This is a genomic window from Trinickia sp. HAY1-2D (assembly GCF_056754935.1).
In genome coordinates this window covers 1,462,833-1,482,534 of record NZ_JBPGWX010000001.1, presented here as the reverse complement: position 1 = coordinate 1,482,534, position 19,702 = coordinate 1,462,833, and the positions used below count along the sequence as shown (strand labels likewise).

The following is a 19,702-nucleotide window of genomic DNA, read 5'->3' as shown; positions in this document are numbered from 1 at the left end:
CGATGACGCGGTAACGGGCTGGCTCCGGATTGAGTTCGCGTCTTATGAACTGTAAGACCGTAGCGCTGGAGGTGTTGTGGAAGGTGCCGGCTCGGCGCGGGTTTGCTGACGGCCGTCTCTGACGAGATTACGGGCTACTCGGCGGCGCCAGCGCAACGTCTCGTTGCCATTCGGCACCGGCAACCATCCGCGGGAACCGAGAACTTTATGCGCATAAAGCGTTGCCCCCTTGGCCGCTCCCGGGAAGGAGTGTGAAAAGCGCGATCACCCCGGGGCGCGAGCCACGGCGGCCCGTGCGCGATGGGGCGTTAAGGAGCGGACGTCAGTCCGATCCGAAGATAGGTGCCCTGGTGTAGGTGTCCGTTAATCCAAAAAAACATTTTCGGGCGACGCAATTGCGCCCAAACGTTCGATGCGGCCCCGGGGAGCGCATTCGGCGCGGGGTTCGCGTCATACACGAGCTAGGTCCATGAAACACTAGCCACGGTCCCGAATTGTTCCGATCGACACGATGTAGTCGGCTCTCGGCTCTCGGCTCTCGGCTCTCGGCTCTCGGCTCTCGGCTCTCGGCTCTCGGCTCTCGGCTCTCGGCTCTCGGCTCTCGGCTCTCGGCTCTCGGCTCTCGGCTCTCGGCTCTCGGCTCTCGGCTCTCGGCTCTCGGCTCTCGGCTCTCGGCTCTCGGCTCTCGGCTCTCGGCTCTCGGCTCTCGGCTCTCGGCTCTCGGCTCTCGGCTCTCGGCTCTCGGCTCTCGGCTCTCGGCTCTCGGCTCTCGGCTCTCGGCTCTCGGCTCTCGGCTCTCGGCTCTCGGCTCTCGGCTCTCGGCTCTCGGCTCTCGGCTCTCGGCTCTCGGTTCTCGGCTCTCGGTTCTCGGTTCTCGGTTCTCGAACCAGCTTAAGGACAACGCCCAGCGATGCAAGCCGCGTCGCTCAAGCTATGGCGTTCTGATTGAAACTGCCCGCCACGCAAAAAGCCGCCGCTGTGCGTTCAGCGACGGTGACCTCGTATCGGAAAACGCATCCCGCTCGCGCCGAGGGCGGTTTATGCGCATAAACCCTCGTCCAAACGACATATCGTCGCGCAAGAGCCACATTAATCATTGAAATAAAAAAACTCCCAGGTAGAATTCATCGACCTGTTACGGAGCGAATAAATTGGCAGCTGAGATCGTCGCGGTTACCCAACAGAAAGGCGGAGTCGGCAAAAGCACCGTCGCTATGCATCTCGGTGCGGCTTTTCACGAGAAGGGCAAGCGAGTCCTCGTGGTCGATGCCGATGGCCAAAACACCCTCATTCATTGGTCGAGCGCGTCGTCCGACGCAGACACCGGCATCCCGTTCCCGGTCGTCAACCTCGCAGAGGCCGGAGGGCAAATTCACCGAGAGATAAAGAAGTTCATCGGCGACTACGACGTTATCGTCGTCGATTGCCCGCCGTCTATTACGGAGAAAGTCTCGGGCGTAGTCCTGCTTGCCGCATCCATTGCAGTGATTCCGACGTCGTCGTCGCCCGCTGACTACTGGTCCAGCGTAGGACTCGTCAAGCTTGTTCAGCAGGCGCAAGTAATGAACGAGGATCTGAAGGCGGTATTTCTGCTCAACAAGACCGAGGAAAAAAGAATGCTGACGCGCGAACTCAAACGCGCGCTGGAAGACCTCGGCTTCCCATTACTGAAAACGCAAATTCCGACGCGCGAGGCATACAAGCAGGCGATGGCTCTCGGTCAGACCGTATTGCAGATGAACGACCGAGGCGCAAAGCTCGCCGCGGCGGAAATTCGCGCTTGTGCCGACGAGATCGCGGCCTTGCTCCCCTGAGTTTATGCGCATAAAGGACCCTCAATGAAACCGTCCCAATTCGCCAAAGGCTTTCAAGCGCGGCCGGATACTACCAGCAGTGAAAAGCGAACGGCTCTCGATCGGCTCAACGCCATCGATACCCTCGTCAAGAACGATGCAGCATCGCCTTCGAAGCTGACGCCGAAGACGAGCACGATGACGGCTCCCGCTGATAACGATGATGCGAACGAGTCCCCCGAATACCGCGCTTGGCGCATGACCCATGGCTACACTCCGGGCCAAGTTATCGAGCTCGATCTCAAAGCAATCAAACCGAGCCCATTCAATCCGCGCCATTTTTACATCAAGGCGTCGATCGCGGAGTTGGCGGTGAATCTGGCGAAGCAAGGGCAGCAGCAGGCCATCCACGTCATTCCCGACTACGGCAACCCCGGCACCTACTTCGTCAGCGACGGCGGCCGCCGGGTCCGGGCGCTCAAGGAAGCCAACAAGGAAACGGTCAAAGCCATCGTCGTTGACCTTCCCGTCGGCATCCAAAGCTATAAGCTTGGCTACGATCTGAACGTCCAGCGTGATTCGCAGACGGTTTTCGACAACGCGGTGGTGTGGCGTCGCTTTCTCGACGAACAGCACTTCCAGAGCCAAAAGGAACTCGCAGAACATTTGGGCCTCGACGAATCGACCGTCGCGGTAGCACTCTCGCTGTCGAAACTGCCCGAATCGATAATGCAGGAGATGGTCTCCAGGCCCGATCGCTTCGGCTCGAACATGGCCTATCAGGTCGGCCGATATCATTCCGCGCGCGGGGTCGAAGCCACGCTGCGACTGATCAACAAAATTCTCTCGGACGATCTGAGCACGCGCCAAGTTGCCGACATCGTCAAAGGCCGCACCGGCCCGCAGGAAAATTCCAAGCCCGTTGGCAGGCAGCGTTACGCTCAGCGCGTGGAGATCAAGTTGGACGGCGCGTCGGTGGGAGAGTTGAAATCCTACGGCGATGACCGCATCGAGTTGCGGCTACGCGGGCTGGCACGGGAAAAGCGCGACGAGATTCTTCGCCAGCTCGAGGCAATTCTGCTGCCCGCGCAATAGGGCAGCGTGCCCCCAAAGACGAATCCCGGAAGAAGGAGTGGGGTAGGGCGAAGCGAGGATGCGGCAGCGGCGCCTACGCCGTTGCGCGCGAATGGCGAAGGGTGAAGGCGAGCAGATCGCCGTCCGTCGGCTCACCCCAGGTCTTGCGCGCGAGCCAGTCGAAAAATGCCGTTTCGACCAACTTCGAATTGAGTCCACGGCGGCGCCATTCGTCGCGCATGTGCGCACCGAGCTCGGCCAGGGTGTCCTCCTCGAACGAGCGCCTGGCCAGCTCCTGCTCGGACTGGCCTTGCTCCTCGTAAAGCGCCTTCGCTTCCTTGCGGCGGTAGGCGCCATATTCGTCGACGAGCCGTGCCTTGAGTTCGTCCGTAGGTGCCGAGATAGCCGAAACCTTGGCCGCACCTTCAGCCGGCGCCGGAATCTCCACGGCAGGCGCATAGCCTTTTTTCAGGGCATCCTTGAACAAGGCACCCGCGCTGCGAACGGGAGGCAACGTGGTACTGCGCATGCGTTGCTCGGTCATCTGCAGCGCGGCGCGTATCCGATTCTCTTCACTGTCCGCATAAAGCGTTTGCGCTTCCTTGAGCGGAATGCCGAGCTTCACCATCCGGTCCACGAGCGTGCTATCGAAGACGTTTGGATGTTCATCCAGCGCGAGCATGGGCTGTTTTCGCTCGGTCACCCGAAACTGTATCTCCGCCACCCTGCGTCCCTCGCGATGTTCGATCAACTCGACGAAGATGTTCGTCACCGCATTCACTTCGGCGATAGCGGGCCGCAGGTAGTCGCGTTTGAAGTATTTGTACTCGCGTTTCGCTTCGTCGCCAGCTTCCGTATCGGGCGTACCGGAGAGAATCGGCCGCCACCACGCCCACGATTCGCGCATCGTGAGGTGGCTCGGATTCGTCAGGTAGCGCACACAAATCTCGTACAGCGCCAGGCCCGCGCTGCTGCGCAGTTGGCTTTGAAACTGCAGGCTCAAGCGTGCATACTGCACCGGGTCGAGGAGCTTTTTCTTGATCTTCGGCGCGAACGAAAACTCCACCCACACGCGGCGCGTGGCAGGGTCTTCGAGGATTTCCGCATCGGCGATCAGCGTCGAGATGCCCCACTTGCGCCCCGGCTTCTGGCTGGATGTGCCCTGGCTCCATTCGACCTGCACTGACACCATACGACGCAAATGTTCTTTGACGAGCGCGGTGTCGTTCGAATCGAAGGCGGAGTTCGCAACGATGTCCGACAGCAGTGCCCTGTAGGTATCGCCCGAATCGTCAGCCTGCTGCGCAACAGCAAGCAGGACATTGAACAGTTTGCGGGTGAGCAGCGTGATTTTGCCGCTCTTCGGCTGAATCGCGATGGCCTCGACCGCTTTGCGCAACTCGGCGGAGCTTGGACTCACCACATCGGTTTTCTTCGCGCGCTTCGTTGCCATGCGTCAGGTCAAGAAGAGATTTGCCAAGAGCATACCGGAGTGCGGTGAACCTCGTCTACAGGCAGGCTCTCACCGTGTTCGGTGAATCTGGCCAAGAAACGGCGCCTCACCTCGGGTGAATCCCGAAAACGCTCACCTACCCGGAAGACGGAGTCGCGCAACGAGCGTTGTCTGTTGAGGCATAGCGCAAAATAAGCGATCGACAGTCGGTGCGAAATGCCTGCGCAGGGTCCTGAATAAGCTCACTTTATCGATTGTCGCGATTTCACGACGAACCCGCGCTCCATCCCGCCGAACCCCGCTTTACTCGCAGTCTGACTCACATATTCCACATGGTCGAACTCGCGCGCTCACATCTCAACCGACGAGCGCGGAGCTGCAAGCAATAGGCAACGCGGCTGCAAATCGCACCGACGTCCGCAACGTGGCGTACCGAAATGCGCTCGCGGGGTCGCGCAGTCGCGGTATCGGCTTGCAGGAGATATCGACGGTGCATCCCGAAACTCCTCACCTCACATAGGCCACAGGGCCCGTCCAGTCGCGGTCCGGAACCGCAACGCCCGTAAATCGGCCTCCGCTATGGTCCTGAAAACACTCACCTTTGCGCCCCGCGACAAGCGATCCGACGGTCGTCGACCCTGCATCCGCTCACCCCCGCAAAGTCTCACCCGTCGATCGGGATCCAGCAAATTTGTCTGTCGCTACCGACACTTAGAGACAACTCCTCGAGGAACCTCTTTCATCACTGTATCTCCTGTATTCCCTCACCTCAGACGGACGGACCTTCGATGAACGAGCTATACCTCCATCTATGAAAGCCCCCTGCAAACTCTCACCTTTGCGTCTACCGCACGCCCTGATACCCACTCACCAATCAATGTCGGTGCGGCTTACTGCGAGAGTAATGACTAACTTCCTTGGTCCTCGGAGGTGACCGGCCTCAATGTCTCCCGCAAACACTCACCTTCGGGCGCGCGGAGGCATGCTCCTCTGAGATGGCGCAGCAGTTTCGCAAAGCTCCCGAAAAGGCTCACCATAGAAGACACCGCCGGTGAGCAGCCCAACGCGCGAAGGCCGCCGACAGGAAACCATCGGCACGGTCCCGTAAAAGCTCACCCTTCACAGGACCTTCCCTGCAAAGTGCGATGTCCTCCTGAAAAGCCTCACCTCAGACGGGCCATGGCTCCCGTGTTTGCTCACGTTGGCCTCTGAGCGGGGTAGATTGGAGGCGTAAACCGAGGTGCGCAGCGCTCCCGGAAAACCTCACCTGCTCGATGGTGCTCGCGGATCTGCGGGCCACGGAGAGCGGGACACAGGCGCCTGATCGATCCCGTAAAGGCTCACGTTTTGGCGAGCCCGTTTTCGGTGCGGCTCCCGAATCCGCTCACGACCTATCCCGCAGCGGCTCACGGTCATTCCCGAACCTCATCACGCATGGCTCCCGCAACGTCTCACGATTGCCCCCGCAAAAGCTCACGTTGCACCGCGCAACCCCGTGAGCAGCAAGGGTTTGCGGAGTCGTTAACGTTTTTAAATAAGGTTCAAGGGTGTTTACTTCTATGACTCTCAAGAAAGACCGTCGTGTGTCGTTAGAAAATTGTTGGAACAATCTTCCCAAGCTTGGGGCACACCTGTCCGTGAAACATGGCCTCTATCGACGCTGCTTTGGTACATCCCTTTACAATCAAAGACTTGATTCACCTCCTTCGCTTTGTTTCACGGATCTGCTTGAACGGCCCCGCCGCACAAGCCTTGGTAGCGACGATGCAGCGGGTCGGTCGCCAAAAAACGACAGTTCTCTGTCCGATCGTATTGCCTGCTACGTAATCCGTTATGATCCGCACACATTGAAACCGAGTTTGCGCCCATGTCCATCCTAGACGAGCAACGACAGCTCATCCGGCAAGAGTTGGAATCGATGAAGGCCCGCGGGCTGCATCGTCGCGAATTGTCGCTCCATGCGTGCAAGCGGTTGTTTTTCGATTTGGGCATCCGTCCTTCGATGGCTGCTGTGCGGGAGCTGACGCAAACCGGCAGCGCAAGCGACATCCCCAAAGACATCGATCATTTCTGGGAGCGTATTCGCGAGACTTCGAAGGTCAAGGTCGGCGCCGGGGCGATTCCACCGTCGCTGGAAGACAAAGCCGGAGAACTGCTCGGCGAGCTCTTCGCGCAGGCACTCGCGCATGCGAAAGAAATGTTGGAGACCGAGCGCCTCGAAATGCAGGCAACGCTCGAAGACGCTCAACGCCGCGTGCGTGATGCCGAGGTTCGGCAGGAAACGCTGAACGAGGCGCTCCAACGCAGCGAGTCTCTCGCCCAGACTGCTTGGGCACGGGTACGCGAACTCGAGGCCGAGTTCGCCAGCGAGCAGACACAACGCGCATCGAGTCACGAGACATTGACCGCCACCGCAGCGCGGCTCCTGGCCGACAACGAAAAGCTCGGCCGGTTGCTCGATGACGAACGCACGACTAACGCAAAATTACGCGAACGCATCGATTCGCTTCACGCGGAAATGCGGCAAAACGCGGAGCACTACGCCACTCAGATCAAAGATGCGATCGCCGAAGCCGAGCGCCGAGTCAAGCCAATGCTCGTCGAGCTCGATTCGTTGCGCAGTATGGCCAGTACCTATCAGGCCGGCATTCGCGATGCCAGCCGGAAAGAATTCGACTTCATTCAGCAATTGAGTGCCGCCAAGGGAAAGGCCGATCGCCTCGAAACGCAGATGCGCGGGCAGTCCGACGAAATCGACGCCTTGACGCGCGAGCTCGATGCGCTGCGTGCGCGCTCCGCGGTTTCGCCGGAATTAGCCGATGTGGTCTGCGAGCTTGCACTGGCCGGCCAACTGAGCGATGCGCATTTCGCCACGCTCGGAACGTTGCTCGATGGGCATGTATTGCTGCCCGCTCGTTGTCCGAAGTGTCCGGACGGCGAACCGGAACTCGGTCAACTCGACGATGGTTACGAATTGCTGTGCCCCGAGTGCGAGCATTCGTCGGGTGTCGGCCTTTCGCGGCTCGAAGCGGTGACCCGCTTCATGAGCGGGCACGGCACAGCTTCGCATGCCTGACGAGTCGACTTGCCTGCGATTCAGTCCGCCGGGGGCCCGACGCTCGAGGTGAGCTTTTTCGGGATGGCTTGCGTGAGTGTTTCCAGGAGCCACACAGGCATGCACGCGCCGCTTGGCCGCGCTAGCCTCGAGCGTGGGGTGACCGGTCCGCCTGCTTTCGCGTGCCGCCGGCCGGCGGTTTTTCCTGTGCTTCTTCATACGCCGCGACCGCGAACGCCAGCGCGGCTGGCAGCGCATTCGATCGCCCGAACGTAGCGGGGTCGTCTGTTTCTGGATAAGCCAGGTCCGCCGGGCGCTTGAACAGATCCAGGATGAACGCTTCGTGGCGGCTTGCGAAACCGAGATCGGCGAGCGCCTCGGCTTCGATGGCATGAAGCAGGCGCCACGTCAGCGGCACACCCTGGACGATGTAGCGCGCCGCAATGTGGCGGACGATTTGTTCGAGGTCGCGGGCTGCCGCCCGCAAGCGTATTGGAGCGAGGTCTTGTTCTCTCATGGCCGGTTTGAAATCGAGATAACCTGTACAAATATACAGTATCTGGGCCAATGCTAGGTGTCCGCGTGGACACTTGCACTCAGACCAATAAAGACGCCCTTCCGATGAGCGCCGGAGGTCGTGCTGCTAACCGCGCGCCCCGTTGTGCTGATCGGCAAACTGTTCGCGGCCGAGGCGCACAGTGCGAAGGTCGGTAAGTCAACATACGTGCAATTAGCAAGGAACGATGACCGCGCGGGGCCAACGATTGCGATACTGCTTCTGTGCCACTCGCTCTCGATACGTTGCGACACTGACTCGCGCGGGATTCCGACGGACCACCATAGCAAACAAATCGTCCAACCCATACGGGGCAGTGACCTCGATCGAGTCGTCGCGAAGCAGTGTCAGCCCGACTGCAGTCGCATACTCTGGCCACGACGCAACGGCGGCCTCCAGCGACTTGAAAGGCGGCACAGTGTGACCAAATGTTGCCTCGAACCAAGTATGAACTGCGGCCTGATTGGTCACCTCCCACGGGAACTGGGGGTGCGTGTCAGCTAGCATGGATTGAAATGTCGCGTCGCGCTCTGCAGAAAGATCGGTGCTATCGAAGTACGCAACATCGATGTCAGACAATGCCGACGGCATATCCAGTCCATGCAGCGAGTCCCACACGAGGTTCCGGACCGCACCCGCGCCGATGCACCACGAGGGGAGATTCAGGGTTCGGACCGCAACCAGTGCAGGCCAAAACCATGACGACTCCCGCGCAAGGGCAATGAGGGTTGCTTCGGAATCGGTTGATAACATGAGCGGAGAGCCTCCTGCGTCGGGAGACAACTTGTAAAGGCGGGTTTTATAGACCGCTTGCGAAATTATCCGTGGATGACGACGAGCAACGCTTTGGCTTCACCTTTGCCTGCGTTGCGCACCGCGTGATCGACATCCGCCACGTAACGCGCCGTATCGGCGGTTTTCAGGCGCTTGACCACGCCATCGACCTCGACCTCGATCGATCCTTGCAGCACGGTCAAGTGTTCGCGCGTACCGGGTTCATGGGCATTGGAGACGAGAGCGCCGCCAGCTTGCAACGTCAATTCATACCATTCGAATTTACCGGCCAACTCGATCGGGCCCCATACGCGCAGTTGATACTTCGCTTCGTGCCCATCGAGCGTCGGAATATCGTGTGGACCTGCCACGACGACGGTCTCCGGGGCTTTGTGCGTGGCGAACAGCTGGTCCAGGCTGACGCCGAGCGCGTTCGTCAACCGCCATGCGACAGCGATAGTGGGGTTTGCCTTGTCGCGCTCGATTTCCGACAGCATCGACTTCGACACCCCCGCTGCGCGAGACAGGTCGTCGAGCGTCATCTTGCGATCCATTCTGAGCCGCTGAATTTGCTCACCGACGCGCGGTGGCGCGGCGCTGGGGGCGCCTGCTCCAACCGCGGGTGAAGACGCGTGCGGGCCGCGCCGGTTGCCCGTGCTTGCCATTTGGTTTCCGATCGCTTAAAGTTGTTCGATATATCGAACTTGTGTTCGAAAAATTGAAATCGTCCGCTATCGGCGATGACCGACTATAACAGCTACATGCGCGTATCGACCCGTGATCCGGGAAGCGCGCGATTCGAACCGACTCTTACAGGAGCAGCAACGATGCGCGAAACTTATCTTGCCCATTTGCGCAAGACGATCGACCAGATCCGAGCCGACGGTTTTTACAAATCCGAGCGCGTCATTGCCAGTCCTCAGTCCGCGGCTATTCAGCTGGCAAACGGCGAAGACGTGCTCAACTTCTGTGCGAACAACTATCTCGGTCTTGCGAATGATGCCCGCATGATTGCAGCGGCGAAGCAAGGGCTCGACAACGACGGTTTCGGGATGGCATCGGTGCGGTTCATTTGCGGTACGCAGACGGTGCATAAGACGCTCGAACATGTCATTTCGGAATTTCTCGGCACCGAAGACTCGATTCTCTATTCGAGCTGCTTCGACGCAAACGGTGGATTGTTCGAGACGTTGACGGACGAGAACGACGCCATCATCAGCGACGAGCTCAATCACGCGAGCATCATCGACGGCGTGAGGCTTTCGAAAGCCAAGCGTTACCGTTACAAGAACAACGATCTGGCCGACCTCGAAGCGAAGTTGCGCGAAGCCGATGCGGCCGGGGCACGCTTCAAGCTGATTGCGACCGATGGCGTCTTTTCGATGGATGGCATCATCGCTAACCTGGCGGGGATTTGCGACCTGGCCGATCGTTATGGCGCGCTCGTGATGGTCGACGATTCGCACGCGGTCGGCTTCGTCGGCGAACACGGCCGGGGCACGCCCGAATACTGCGGCGTCGAGGGCCGCGTGGACATTGTGACGGGCACGCTCGGCAAGGCGCTTGGCGGAGCGTCGGGCGGCTACGTCGCGGCGCGCCGCGAAATCGTCGAACTCTTGCGGCAGCGCTCACGTCCGTACCTCTTTTCCAATACGCTCACACCCAGCATCGCAGCGGCATCGCTCGCGGTGCTCGATCTCTTGCGAAGCGATGAAGGTGCCGAACTGCGTCGCCGGGTGCGCGCCAACGGTGAGCGTTTTCGGGAGGCGATGAGCGCAGCCGGTTTCACGCTCGTACCGGGCGAACATCCGATCATTCCCGTCATGCTGGGGGATGCCCAAATCGCTTCACGCATGGCGGACGCGCTGTTGCAAGAAGGCGTCTACGTCATCGGGTTTTCTTATCCGGTCGTGCCGAAAGGGCGTGCGCGCATTCGCACGCAGATGAGCGCGGCACACACGCCCGAACAGATCGATCGCGCGATCGATGCGTTCAAGCGAGTCGGCAAATCGCTCGGCATCGTTTGAGAGAAGGAGCGAAACCATGAAAGCACTGGCGAAACTCGAGCGTGCTCCTGGCTTGACGCTGACCCGTGTGGCCAAACCCGAGGTCGGTCATAACGATGTCATGATCCGCATCAAGCGGACCGCGATCTGCGGGACCGACATCCATATATGGAAATGGGACGACTGGGCGCAAAAGACGATTCCCGTGCCGATGCACGTCGGCCACGAGTACGTTGGCGAAATCGTGGCTATGGGGCAGGAGGTGCGCGGTTTTTCCATCGGCGATCGCGTATCGGGCGAAGGCCACATCACCTGCGGCTTTTGCCGCAACTGCCGAGCCGGACGCCGGCATCTGTGCCGCAATACCGTGGGGGTCGGCGTCAATCGCGCGGGTGCATTCGCCGAATTTCTCGTCATTCCCGCATTCAACGCCTTCAAGATTCCCGATGAGATCTCCGACGATCTCGCCGCCATCTTCGATCCCTTCGGCAACGCGACGCATACGGCACTGTCGTTCAATCTCGTCGGCGAGGATGTGTTGATCACCGGTGCGGGCCCCATCGGCATCATGGCGGCCGCGATAGCGAAGCATGTCGGCGCGCGCAACGTGGTGATCACCGATGTCAACGACTATCGTCTGGCACTCGCGCGCAAGATGGGGGCGACGCGTGCCGTGAATGTCGCGCGCGAATCGCTGCGCGATGTCATGGCCGAACTGCATATGACGGAGGGCTTCGATGTGGGCCTCGAAATGTCGGGCGTCCCGAGCGCATTTACGAGCTTGCTCGAAGCAATGAATCACGGCGGCAAAGTTGCGTTGCTCGGCATTCCCCCGGCGCAGACGGCGATCGACTGGAATCAGGTCATCTTCAAGGGCCTCGAGATCAAGGGGATCTACGGCCGGGAAATGTTCGAGACCTGGTACAAGATGGTCGCGATGCTCCAAAGCGGGCTCGACTTGTCGCCGATTCTGACGCACCGCTTTGCGGTCGCGGACTACGAACAGGCATTCGCCGCGATGTTGTCGGGCGAAAGCGGCAAGGTGATTCTCGACTGGACCGACGCTTGAGAGGTTGAGGCCGTCGACGAACGTCGGCCCCTATCGGGCTTCGGCGTCCGCGTGCCGTGCGAATTCGGCTTCGATTCTCACCCGTACATCGTCGCCGACCGCGGGGTACCACGTCCCGAGTCCGAATTGCGAACGGCTGAAGTGTCCTTGCGCGGAAAAGCCGAGCTTGTTTTCCTTGGTCAGCGGATCGACGCCGTAGCCGTTGAATTTCAGATCGAGCACCACTGGCCGCGTGACGCCGCGGATCGTCAGATTCCCTTCGAGCTTACCCTCGGCGTTGCCCGTGCGCATGACGCGCGTGCTGACGAAGCGAATCGTTGGATGGTTCGCTGCGTCGAACATATCCGGTCCTTTCACGAGCTTGTCCAGCAGCGCTACGTTGGTGTCGACGCTCGATGCGTCGATCGAAACGTCCACGGTGCTCGCTTCCATGCCGCCCGGCTTCCAATCGAGCGTTCCCTGCGCTTTATCGAAACGCATCGTAAAGCGCGAATATTTCAAATGGTCGACATCGAACGTGATGCTCCAATGATGTGCGTCGAGCGCATAGCTGCCCGCGGGAACGCGCGCTTCGTCCGTGCCGACGGTATGCGTCACCACCCGCAATGGGGTGCATGCGGGCAGTAAAACGGTGCTCGTGGCGATCAACGCGAACAGCATGGCGTACGCGGCTTTAACGCTCGCTGTCTTGAGTTCTTTCATTGGAGTGGTTGAGCGATCGGTGGGGCTTATAGCTTATATGCGAAACCTCGATTGACAAGGTAGAACGATCGTTCTACCTTAGCGCCATGGCAAATACGGATCGACATGGCACCGGCGAGCACGAGGACGAGCACGAACGCGGCTCGGCGGGGAGCAGTGTGCGCGACAAGCTGCTCGACGCCGCGGAGGCGCTCGTTTATGCGGGGGGTATTCACGCGACCGGCGTGGACGCCATCGTCCGGCAGTCCGCGACCACGCGCAAAAGCTTTTATACGTACTTCGAATCGAAAGATGCGCTGGTGGCCGCTGCGTTGCGGCGGCGTCACGAGCGCTGGATGAGCTGGTTCGTCGACGGCACGCGGCGCAGCGGGAAGACGGCCCGCGAGCAATTGCTGGGGATGTTCGAGGTGCTGCGCGAATGGTTTGCGTCGCCGGACTTCCATGGCTGCGCGTTCTTGAATGCGTCGGGCGAGATCGGCTGCGCCGAAGACCCGATTCGTGTGGTCGCACGCGAGCACAAGGCGCAGTTGCTGCAATTCATTCGCGTGACTTGCGACGCTTATGTCGCGGACACAGGCCGAGACACAAAAGCGGCCGCATCGCTTGCCAGGCAATGGCTGATTCTGATCGACGGGGCCATTGGCGTGGCGCTCGTGAGCGGCAGTGCCGGCGCGGCGCGGGATGCGCGCGCCGCGGCCATGACGTTGCTCGATGCTCGCGCATCGGTATAGCGGCGCGCCCTTGCGAACAAAGACTTTCTCACTAGCCCGAACGTAAAGGAGAGACCATGTCAGATCCGAATCAATCGAACGAATCGCGGCCGCCATTTCCGCCGTTTACTCGCGAAACCGCCATTCAGAAAGTGCGCGCCGCTGAGGATGGATGGAATACGCGCGAACCCGAGCGCGTCGCGCTCGCTTACACGCCGCAAAGCGTCTGGCGCAACCGCGCGGAATTCGTCAATGGGCGTCCGGAAATCGTTGCGTTCTTGCGGCGCAAATGGGCCAAGGAGCTCGATTACCGGCTCATCAAGGAGCTTTGGGCGCACGACGGCAACCGGATTGCCGTGCGATTCGCTTATGAGTGGCACGACGATTCGGGCAATTGGTTTCGCTCCTACGGCAACGAGAATTGGGAATTCGATGCAAATGGTTTGATGGCGCGCCGGTTCGCGTGCATCAACGATCTGCCGATACGCGAAAGCGATCGGCTCTATCGCTGGCCGCTGGGGCGCCGGCCGGACGATCATCCAGGGTTGTCCGATCTCGGGCTCTGAGGTTGGTTGTCCGTCCACGCGTAAACGGCGCCGGTTCGATCTGTTCCAACCGAGCGTGTCTTCGGTTCCTCGTGCGCGGTTTGCCGGCGTATTGCGGTACAGTGCGCGGCTAGCGGCCTCGAGCCGTACGAACGAGAACTCATGGCCGGCGCCAGACCGGCGAACGGAGCGGACATGCATCGTTGGAAAGTGGTGGCACGCTACGCGCGGAAATCGATCGCGCGCGCGGCCTTGTCGACGGCGACTATTGCCGCGGGTGTCCTGTCGTCATCGGTGCCGGCGCATGCGGCCAACTGGTGCGGCAGCGGACTCTGGATCGACGCGATGATTGCGTCACATCACATTCATCCCGAGCAGTCTTTCGAAGACGTGAATCCCGGGCTCGGCGTGGAGTGCTGGCTCAACGGGCAATGGGCGTTGACCGCAGGCGGGTTCCGGAATTCGCTTGCTCGTCCGTCGTGGTACGGCGGGGGCGTGTGGGCGCCCGAATTCGCTCATTGGGGATTCGTTCGGCTCGCCGTCATGGGCGGCATCATCTCGGGCTATAACTACGGCAGATGGGGCATCGGCCACGATCATTCGATCGGGCCGGTGGCCGCACCGCTCGTCATGGTGACGTATAAGCGCGTTGGCATGAATTTCATTCTCGTGCCACCGATTCCTTCCGACAATCTGCCTTTCACGATCGGGTTTCAATTGAAGTTGGGGTTTTAGGCAATTGCGCGGCCCCTACGGATATAGATCGACATAGCGATTTCAGGCGAGCCTCCATGCCTTCGATGTCCGACATCTTTGCGACGTTCGTATTGGCGACCAGCATCGCCGTCGCCCTTTCGGTGCTGATCTATTACTTCGTGACCGGCGTCGTTCCTATGTCGTCGAGCCGCGCGGAGGCGGCCGAAGTGATTGCCTTGCTGAAAGAGGCCGGCGTGCCGGAGCAGGCGGTTCTATACGAGCTCGGCTGCGGCTGGGGCATGCTCGTGAGCGCGTTGGCTCGTGCTTTCCCCGAAGCACGCATTCACGGAATCGAAATATCGCCATTCCCCTACTGGATCGCTCGTTTGCGAACGCGGCATTTACGCAACGTCCGCCTGCAAAGAGGCAACTTCTTCCATTGCGATCTGCGCGACGCCGATGCCGTTGCCTGCTATCTGATGATCAAGCCGATGCCGAAGCTCGCTGCCTTTCTGGACACCATGTTGAAGCAAGGCACCCCGGTGGTGTCCCTCGCGTTCGGCTTTCGGGACCGGCAAGCGGCGGCGGCGCGAAAGGTATCGGGGTTGCCAGGCACTGCCACGCTGTACGTTTGGCCTGCGCTTCGTCGGCAACCGTCGAGCACTCAGCGGTAACCGCGTCGTCCCGTTCATCCCGCGTTATCGGGCCGAGCCCGCAATGGCTGCCAACCAGGCGGCCCATGGTGAGCTTTTACGGGAAGGGTGCACGCGAGCGCGACGGACTGGCGCCCCGCACAGAAGTTCGTAGAAAGAGGGCTCGCCACAGGCGAGGTTCCCCGGACGCACCGCTTGAATCGCCTACCGTCACCGCCTAATCTTTAAGACCCGCTGCCCGACGGTAGGCGGGTTCACAAGAATGCGATGAACGGAGACGATCGAAGTGGCTATCCCACCGACAACAGACATTGCGCACGTGATCGAACTGACGTTGAACGTCAACGGCTCCGCGCATCGTTGCGTGCTCGATACGCGCACCACATTGCTCGATGCCTTGCGCGAGCATCTCCATCTCACCGGTACGAAAAAGGGCTGCAATTTCGGCGAATGCGGCGCGTGTACGGTGCATCTCGACGGGCAGCGCGTGAACGCGTGCATGGTACTCGCGGCGCAGGCCGACGGACGCGCGGTCACGACGATCGAAGGGCTTTCGCAAGGCGAAACGCTGCATCCCATGCAGCAGGCTTTCATCGACTGCGACGCTTTTCAATGCGGCTTTTGCACGCCGGGGCAGATCATGTCCGCCGTCTGTTGCGTGCGGGAAGGTCATACGAAAAGCGATGCCGACATTCGAGAGTGGATGAGCGGCAACTTGTGTCGATGCTCGTCGTACCCGCAGATCGTCGAAGCCGTCAAGGCTGGGGCAAGCGCGCCGAACGGAGGGCAATGATGGAGCCGTTTACCTACGCGCGCGCCGGCGATGTCCAGGATGCGCTGAAGCGGTTCGGCGAACGGACCGCGCTGTTGGCCGGCGGCACCGAGCTGCTGAACTGGATGCGCCTCGGTATCGAGCACCCTGCTCACATAGTGGACATTTCGCGTCTGCAGGACTTGAAGGGAATCGAAAGCATCCCGGGCGGGAGCGGACTGCGTATCGGTGCGCTCGCCACGCTCAACGAGGTTGCACTCCATCCGCGTGTCGCGAACGACTTTCCCGCGCTGTCTGAAGCGTGCCTCAAGGCCGCCTCGGCTCAGTTGCGCAACCTCGCTTCGATCGGCGGCAACCTGTTGCAGCGCACGCGCTGCCCTTACTTTCGTTCGGACGAAGTGCTTCCCTGCAACCGGCGTGTGCCGGGTTCAGGGTGTGCGGCACGGCACGGCATCAACGAGAAGCACGCGATCTTCGGCTGGACCGACGATTGCGTCGCAGTTCAACCGTCCGACCCCGCAGTCGCGTTATCGGCGCTCGAGGCCGATATCGTCATCGAATCTCCGCGCGGCACGCGTCGGGTCTCGGCGGCCGACTTTCATACGTTGCCCGCCGACGACCGCGGCATTCGAAAGCACAACGTCATGGACGACGACGAACTGATTACGTCGATCGAGCTGCCCTGCGCGATGCCGAATTCAGCCTATCTGAAGGTCCGCGAACGAGAGTCTTACGAGTTTGCGATTGCCTCCGCGGCGGTAGGGCTCGAACTCCATGGCGGTGTGATCCGCCAGGCGCGGATTGCGCTCGGGTCCGTGGCGATGCGGCCGTGGCGCTTGAGCGGGGCCGAACGCAATCTGCAAGGGCTGGCCGTTGCATCGCCCGATGCGCGTCGAGCGATCGAGCAGGAATTTGCTGCCGCCCGCGCGCTTTCGCACAATGCACACAAGACCGTGATCGCGCGTAACGCCGCTTGGCGCGCGCTTCAGTTGGCGGCGCAACGCGCCGAAGGAGGTGCCGCATGAGCATCGGCGAAGCGTTGCCCCGTCCAGATGGGCGCATCAAAGTGACCGGCCAGGCGAAGTACACCGCCGATCAACGGCTCGATGGGGCGCTTTTTGTGGTCCTGGTCGGCTCGCCTGTGCCTGCGGGTACGATTCGGCAGATCGACACACACGAGGCCGGGTCGGTGCCGGGTGTGGTTCGCGTATTGACGGTTGACGACATGCCGCACTTTGCGAACGTGACGGCACCCTCGGCCATCACCTTGTTGCCGATGCAGGATACGACGATTCGCCACCACGGCCAAGCGATTGCCATCGTCGCCGCCGAACGCCTCGAGCAAGCGGAGCAGGCCGCGCGACTCGTGCGAGCCGATATCGAAGTCTCGCCCTTCGTTGCGCAAAGTAAAGGCGCGGCGGTCATCGCAACAGAAAATCTCTACGCACCCGCCGAGTTTTCGAAGGGCGACATCGCTCATGGGTTATCGAGCGCCGCGCATCGGCACGAGGCCGATTACCTGCAACCTTCGCGGCATCACAACCCGATGGAGCCGTCAGCCGTCCAGGCGGTCTGGGACGGCGACGAGCTGACGATATTCGATACGACCCAGCACGGCTACAACGTGCAGGCCGTGCTCTCGAGCGCGTTCGGCATCAGGCCCGAGCAGGTGCGTGTCATTTGCCACCACACCGGTGGAGGTTTCGGCTGCAAAGGTTTCGTCTGGCCGCATGAACTGCTTGCCGCCGCGGCTGCCCGTGTGCTGCAACGCCCGATCAAGCTGGTGTTGAGCCGGGCTCAAATGTATTCGATGGTCGGCTATCAACCGGACATGCGCCACCACATGGTGCTTGGCGCCGACGCTGACGGGCGCCTGAGTGCGTTGAGCCATGACGTCGAAAATGTGACGTCGATTGCGGAGCAATTCGTCGAGCATGCGACGTCCGCGTCGCAGGGCGTCTATGCGAGCCCCGCGATTCAGACGAAGCAGAAGGTGCGGCATGCGAACGTGAATCATCCGACCGCCATGCGCGCTCCTTGGGAGGGACCGGGCTTGTGGGGGCTGGATTCCGCGATCGATGAAATGGCCCGTCTCGTGGGTATGGACCCGCTTGATTTTCGTCTCGCCAACTATGCGGAAACGGACCCGGCGACGGGCAAGCCGTGGTCATCGAAAAAACTGCGCGAGGCCTACGCCGAAGGCGCGCGCCTCTTTGGCTGGTACGACCGTCCCCAGGAGCCGGTACGCGATGGACCGTGGCTGCTCGGCAGCGGCATGGCGACGAGCTCGATGGGATGCTTTCGATTTCCGTCCGTGGCGCGCGTGCGGCTCAACGCAAGTGGCCGAGCGACGATCGAAACGGGCTGCCACGATATCGGCACCGGCACGTTGACGATTTTTCCGCAGATCGCGGCGGATGTTCTCGGCTTGTCGCTCGATCAGGTATCGCTGTCGATGGGCGATACGGCATTGCCGAAAGGCGGGCCGACTTACGGATCGTCTTCGACGATGGGTGTCGGTGCCTCGGTTCTCTACGCGGCGCGTTCCGTGCGGGCTCAGCTAGCGGAACTTGCGGGCGTTCCGGATTCGCAAGCCGAGCTGGCGGACGGCCGGATCCGGCGTAGCGGCAGCGACGAGCGCGGGCAATCGATTTTCGAGCTCATGCGTCAGGCCGGACGGGCGGAGCTCAGGGCCGACGGCGAGTTCAGCTTGCCGGGCGGCGCGCCGTTCAATGCGAACGGCGAGGGCAGCGACGTAGCCATTTCGACGTTCGGCGCAATCTTCGTCGAGGTGGCCGTCGATCCCGAATTGGGCCTACTGCGGCTGCGGCGCGCGGTCGGCAGCTATAGCGCGGGGCGCATCATCAATCCGCGCACGGCGCGCGCCCAGATGATCGGCGGGATCATTTGGGGCTGGGGCATGGCGGCGATGGAAGGCACGCATCATGAGCCGACATTGGGGCGGTGGCTCTCCAGAGATCTTGCTGGCGTGGCGGTGCCTGTCAATGCCGATATTCCGTCCGATATCCAAATCCATTTCGTCGACGAGTTCGATGCGCATGCAAGTCCGCTCGGCGCAAAAGGTATCGGTGAACTCGGCGCGACGGGTGTGGCGGCTGCGGTCGCCAATGCGGTTTTCGCCGCGACCGGCAAGCGCGTTCGATCGTTGCCGATCACACCGGCAAAGCTGGTGATGGAGGGTGCATCGTATGCGTGATCGCGACCGTCCGTAACGGTGAGTATTTTCGGGAGTCCCATGACGGCTTATCTCATCTCCGATGTCTCGCCTCGCGATGCCGAGGCGTTCGAAGCTTATAGAACGCGAGCCGCTGAATCGATTGCGGCTTATGGCGGCAGGTATGTCGTACGTGGTGGCGATATCGAGGCGCTGGAAGGCAGTTGGCAGCCGCGTGCCGTCATCATCGTCGAATTTCCGAGCATGGAGCAGGCGCGCAAGTGGTATCGATCCGAGGAGTACGCGGCCGCGTTGGCCCTTCGCGACAAGGCGCTCAGCCGCAATCTGGTTCTCGTCGACGGTATGGGCGTGTCTTAGCGAACGACGGCGAACGCCGAACGTATGAGCCACCTCGAGGGTGAGGTTTTTCGGGAGCCGAGGACGGAATCGCCTTCGCTCGGCCCCCACCGGTGAGCTTTTCCGGGACCTGCCGCAGAGGGGGCTTATGTGAGCGGCCCCAAAGAAGCCAAAGGTGAGCGTTTTCGGGATTGCAGCGCTCGTAACGCCTTACCCCGCGGCGATCAAGGTGAGTGTTTTCGGGACGCGTCGGCCAGACGCGCGGTGCGCGATCATGCGCGACCGCGCGGCCTGCCTCGGCATAAGGTGAGC

At 61.0% G+C, this 19,702-nt stretch carries 19 protein-coding genes; 14 read left to right on the top strand and 5 right to left on the bottom strand.

What is annotated here, in order from left to right; translation table 11 throughout:
- The first annotated feature begins 494 nt into the window (after nt 1-494).
- Genes ACR9ZC_RS06480 through ACR9ZC_RS06470 form a run of 3 tightly spaced genes read left to right on the top strand, consistent with a single transcriptional unit; the run spans nt 495 to nt 2,888 of the window.
- Nucleotides 495-1,100, top strand: coding sequence for a DUF6944 family repetitive protein (locus tag ACR9ZC_RS06480; protein ID WP_481579595.1), 606 nt, complete (start codon nt 495-497; stop codon nt 1,098-1,100).
- A 51-nt stretch (nt 1,101-1,151) separates the two neighbouring features.
- Nucleotides 1,152-1,814, top strand: coding sequence for a ParA family partition ATPase (gene parA / locus ACR9ZC_RS06475; protein WP_481579594.1), 663 nt, complete (start codon nt 1,152-1,154; stop codon nt 1,812-1,814).
- A gap of 24 nt (nt 1,815-1,838) precedes the next feature.
- Entirely contained in the window at nt 1,839-2,888 is a 1,050-nt protein-coding gene (locus tag ACR9ZC_RS06470) for a ParB/RepB/Spo0J family partition protein (RefSeq protein ID WP_331571689.1), read from the top strand.
- Between the two features lie 73 nt (nt 2,889-2,961).
- On the opposite strand, the gene ACR9ZC_RS06465 is transcribed toward ACR9ZC_RS06470, so the two are convergent.
- Nucleotides 2,962-4,320: a RepB family plasmid replication initiator protein gene (locus ACR9ZC_RS06465; RefSeq protein ID WP_481579593.1), complete on the bottom strand. Its 1,359-nt coding sequence runs from the start codon at nt 4,318-4,320 to the stop codon at nt 2,962-2,964.
- A 1,867-nt stretch (nt 4,321-6,187) separates the two neighbouring features.
- Between ACR9ZC_RS06465 and ACR9ZC_RS06460 the strand changes: the two genes are divergently transcribed.
- A complete protein-coding gene (locus ACR9ZC_RS06460) occupies nt 6,188-7,396 on the top strand; it encodes a DNA-binding protein (protein WP_481579592.1) in 1,209 nt (402 codons plus the stop codon).
- 121 nt (nt 7,397-7,517) lie between these two features.
- Here ACR9ZC_RS06460 and ACR9ZC_RS06455 read toward each other — a convergent pair whose 3' ends face one another.
- The 3 genes from ACR9ZC_RS06455 to ACR9ZC_RS06445 form a co-directional block, all read right to left on the bottom strand.
- On the bottom strand, nt 7,518-7,892 hold the full coding sequence (locus tag ACR9ZC_RS06455) for a DUF2471 family protein (protein WP_481579591.1): 375 nt from the start codon (nt 7,890-7,892) through the stop codon (nt 7,518-7,520).
- Between the two features lie 213 nt (nt 7,893-8,105).
- Nucleotides 8,106-8,684, bottom strand: a complete 579-nt coding sequence (locus ACR9ZC_RS06450) for a nucleotidyltransferase family protein (protein WP_481579590.1) — start codon at nt 8,682-8,684, stop codon at nt 8,106-8,108.
- Nucleotides 8,685-8,749: 65 nt separating this feature from the next.
- Nucleotides 8,750-9,370: a helix-turn-helix domain-containing protein gene (locus ACR9ZC_RS06445; protein ID WP_331569939.1), complete on the bottom strand. Its 621-nt coding sequence runs from the start codon at nt 9,368-9,370 to the stop codon at nt 8,750-8,752.
- A gap of 162 nt (nt 9,371-9,532) precedes the next feature.
- Between ACR9ZC_RS06445 and ACR9ZC_RS06440 the strand changes: the two genes are divergently transcribed.
- Nucleotides 9,533-10,732: a glycine C-acetyltransferase gene (locus tag ACR9ZC_RS06440; protein WP_481579589.1), complete on the top strand. Its 1,200-nt coding sequence runs from the start codon at nt 9,533-9,535 to the stop codon at nt 10,730-10,732.
- Between the two features lie 16 nt (nt 10,733-10,748).
- Nucleotides 10,749-11,780: an L-threonine 3-dehydrogenase gene (gene tdh, locus ACR9ZC_RS06435; RefSeq protein WP_331569943.1), complete on the top strand. Its 1,032-nt coding sequence runs from the start codon at nt 10,749-10,751 to the stop codon at nt 11,778-11,780.
- A 30-nt stretch (nt 11,781-11,810) separates the two neighbouring features.
- Here the strand turns inward: tdh and ACR9ZC_RS06430 are convergent, their stop codons facing one another.
- The gene (locus ACR9ZC_RS06430; RefSeq protein ID WP_481579740.1) at nt 11,811-12,440 is read right to left on the bottom strand and encodes a YceI family protein; all 630 of its coding nucleotides are present in this window, start codon (nt 12,438-12,440) and stop codon (nt 11,811-11,813) included.
- A 128-nt stretch (nt 12,441-12,568) separates the two neighbouring features.
- Between ACR9ZC_RS06430 and ACR9ZC_RS06425 the strand changes: the two genes are divergently transcribed.
- The 8 genes from ACR9ZC_RS06425 to ACR9ZC_RS06390 all read left to right on the top strand — a co-directional run bounded on the left by ACR9ZC_RS06425 (nt 12,569) and on the right by ACR9ZC_RS06390 (nt 19,411).
- The gene (locus ACR9ZC_RS06425) at nt 12,569-13,213 is read left to right on the top strand and encodes a TetR/AcrR family transcriptional regulator (protein ID WP_481579588.1); all 645 of its coding nucleotides are present in this window, start codon (nt 12,569-12,571) and stop codon (nt 13,211-13,213) included.
- A gap of 56 nt (nt 13,214-13,269) precedes the next feature.
- Nucleotides 13,270-13,758 (top strand): nuclear transport factor 2 family protein, encoded by a 489-nt coding sequence (locus ACR9ZC_RS06420; RefSeq protein ID WP_331569949.1) that lies wholly within the window; start codon nt 13,270-13,272, stop codon nt 13,756-13,758.
- Nucleotides 13,759-13,932: 174 nt separating this feature from the next.
- Nucleotides 13,933-14,472, top strand: a complete 540-nt coding sequence (locus ACR9ZC_RS06415) for a hypothetical protein (protein ID WP_481579587.1) — start codon at nt 13,933-13,935, stop codon at nt 14,470-14,472.
- A gap of 56 nt (nt 14,473-14,528) precedes the next feature.
- Complete coding sequence (locus tag ACR9ZC_RS06410; RefSeq protein WP_481579586.1) at nt 14,529-15,107, top strand: class I SAM-dependent methyltransferase; 579 nt, start codon at nt 14,529-14,531, stop codon at nt 15,105-15,107.
- A 265-nt stretch (nt 15,108-15,372) separates the two neighbouring features.
- The gene (locus tag ACR9ZC_RS06405) at nt 15,373-15,879 is read left to right on the top strand and encodes a (2Fe-2S)-binding protein (RefSeq protein ID WP_331569955.1); all 507 of its coding nucleotides are present in this window, start codon (nt 15,373-15,375) and stop codon (nt 15,877-15,879) included.
- A complete protein-coding gene (locus ACR9ZC_RS06400) occupies nt 15,876-16,883 on the top strand; it encodes an FAD binding domain-containing protein (protein WP_481579585.1) in 1,008 nt (335 codons plus the stop codon). The genes ACR9ZC_RS06405 and ACR9ZC_RS06400 overlap by 4 nt, the downstream gene beginning before the upstream one ends.
- Nucleotides 16,880-19,075, top strand: coding sequence for a xanthine dehydrogenase family protein molybdopterin-binding subunit (locus tag ACR9ZC_RS06395; protein WP_481579584.1), 2,196 nt, complete (start codon nt 16,880-16,882; stop codon nt 19,073-19,075). The genes ACR9ZC_RS06400 and ACR9ZC_RS06395 overlap by 4 nt, the downstream gene beginning before the upstream one ends.
- A gap of 39 nt (nt 19,076-19,114) precedes the next feature.
- Complete coding sequence (locus ACR9ZC_RS06390) at nt 19,115-19,411, top strand: DUF1330 domain-containing protein (protein WP_481579583.1); 297 nt, start codon at nt 19,115-19,117, stop codon at nt 19,409-19,411.
- Nucleotides 19,412-19,702 lie beyond the last annotated feature (291 nt).

Bases quoted from the DNA above. Each gene is read 5' to 3' on its own strand.
- ACR9ZC_RS06430 (WP_481579740.1), bottom strand. From the start codon at position 12,440: ATGCTGTTCGCGTTGATCGCCACGAGCACCGTTTTACTGCCCGCATGC.
- ACR9ZC_RS06415 (WP_481579587.1), top strand. From the start codon at position 13,933: ATGCATCGTTGGAAAGTGGTGGCACGCTACGCGCGGAAATCGATCGCG.
- ACR9ZC_RS06470 (WP_331571689.1), top strand. From the start codon at position 1,839: ATGAAACCGTCCCAATTCGCCAAAGGCTTTCAAGCGCGGCCGGATACT.
- ACR9ZC_RS06400 (WP_481579585.1), top strand. From the start codon at position 15,876: ATGATGGAGCCGTTTACCTACGCGCGCGCCGGCGATGTCCAGGATGCG.
- ACR9ZC_RS06420 (WP_331569949.1), top strand. From the start codon at position 13,270: ATGTCAGATCCGAATCAATCGAACGAATCGCGGCCGCCATTTCCGCCG.
- ACR9ZC_RS06390 (WP_481579583.1), top strand. From the start codon at position 19,115: ATGACGGCTTATCTCATCTCCGATGTCTCGCCTCGCGATGCCGAGGCG.
- ACR9ZC_RS06455 (WP_481579591.1), bottom strand. From the start codon at position 7,892: ATGAGAGAACAAGACCTCGCTCCAATACGCTTGCGGGCGGCAGCCCGC.
- ACR9ZC_RS06450 (WP_481579590.1), bottom strand. From the start codon at position 8,684: ATGTTATCAACCGATTCCGAAGCAACCCTCATTGCCCTTGCGCGGGAG.
- ACR9ZC_RS06395 (WP_481579584.1), top strand. From the start codon at position 16,880: ATGAGCATCGGCGAAGCGTTGCCCCGTCCAGATGGGCGCATCAAAGTG.
- ACR9ZC_RS06425 (WP_481579588.1), top strand. From the start codon at position 12,569: ATGGCAAATACGGATCGACATGGCACCGGCGAGCACGAGGACGAGCAC.
- tdh (WP_331569943.1), top strand. From the start codon at position 10,749: ATGAAAGCACTGGCGAAACTCGAGCGTGCTCCTGGCTTGACGCTGACC.
- ACR9ZC_RS06465 (WP_481579593.1), bottom strand. From the start codon at position 4,320: ATGGCAACGAAGCGCGCGAAGAAAACCGATGTGGTGAGTCCAAGCTCC.
- ACR9ZC_RS06445 (WP_331569939.1), bottom strand. From the start codon at position 9,370: ATGGCAAGCACGGGCAACCGGCGCGGCCCGCACGCGTCTTCACCCGCG.
- ACR9ZC_RS06410 (WP_481579586.1), top strand. From the start codon at position 14,529: ATGCCTTCGATGTCCGACATCTTTGCGACGTTCGTATTGGCGACCAGC.
- ACR9ZC_RS06440 (WP_481579589.1), top strand. From the start codon at position 9,533: ATGCGCGAAACTTATCTTGCCCATTTGCGCAAGACGATCGACCAGATC.
- ACR9ZC_RS06460 (WP_481579592.1), top strand. From the start codon at position 6,188: ATGTCCATCCTAGACGAGCAACGACAGCTCATCCGGCAAGAGTTGGAA.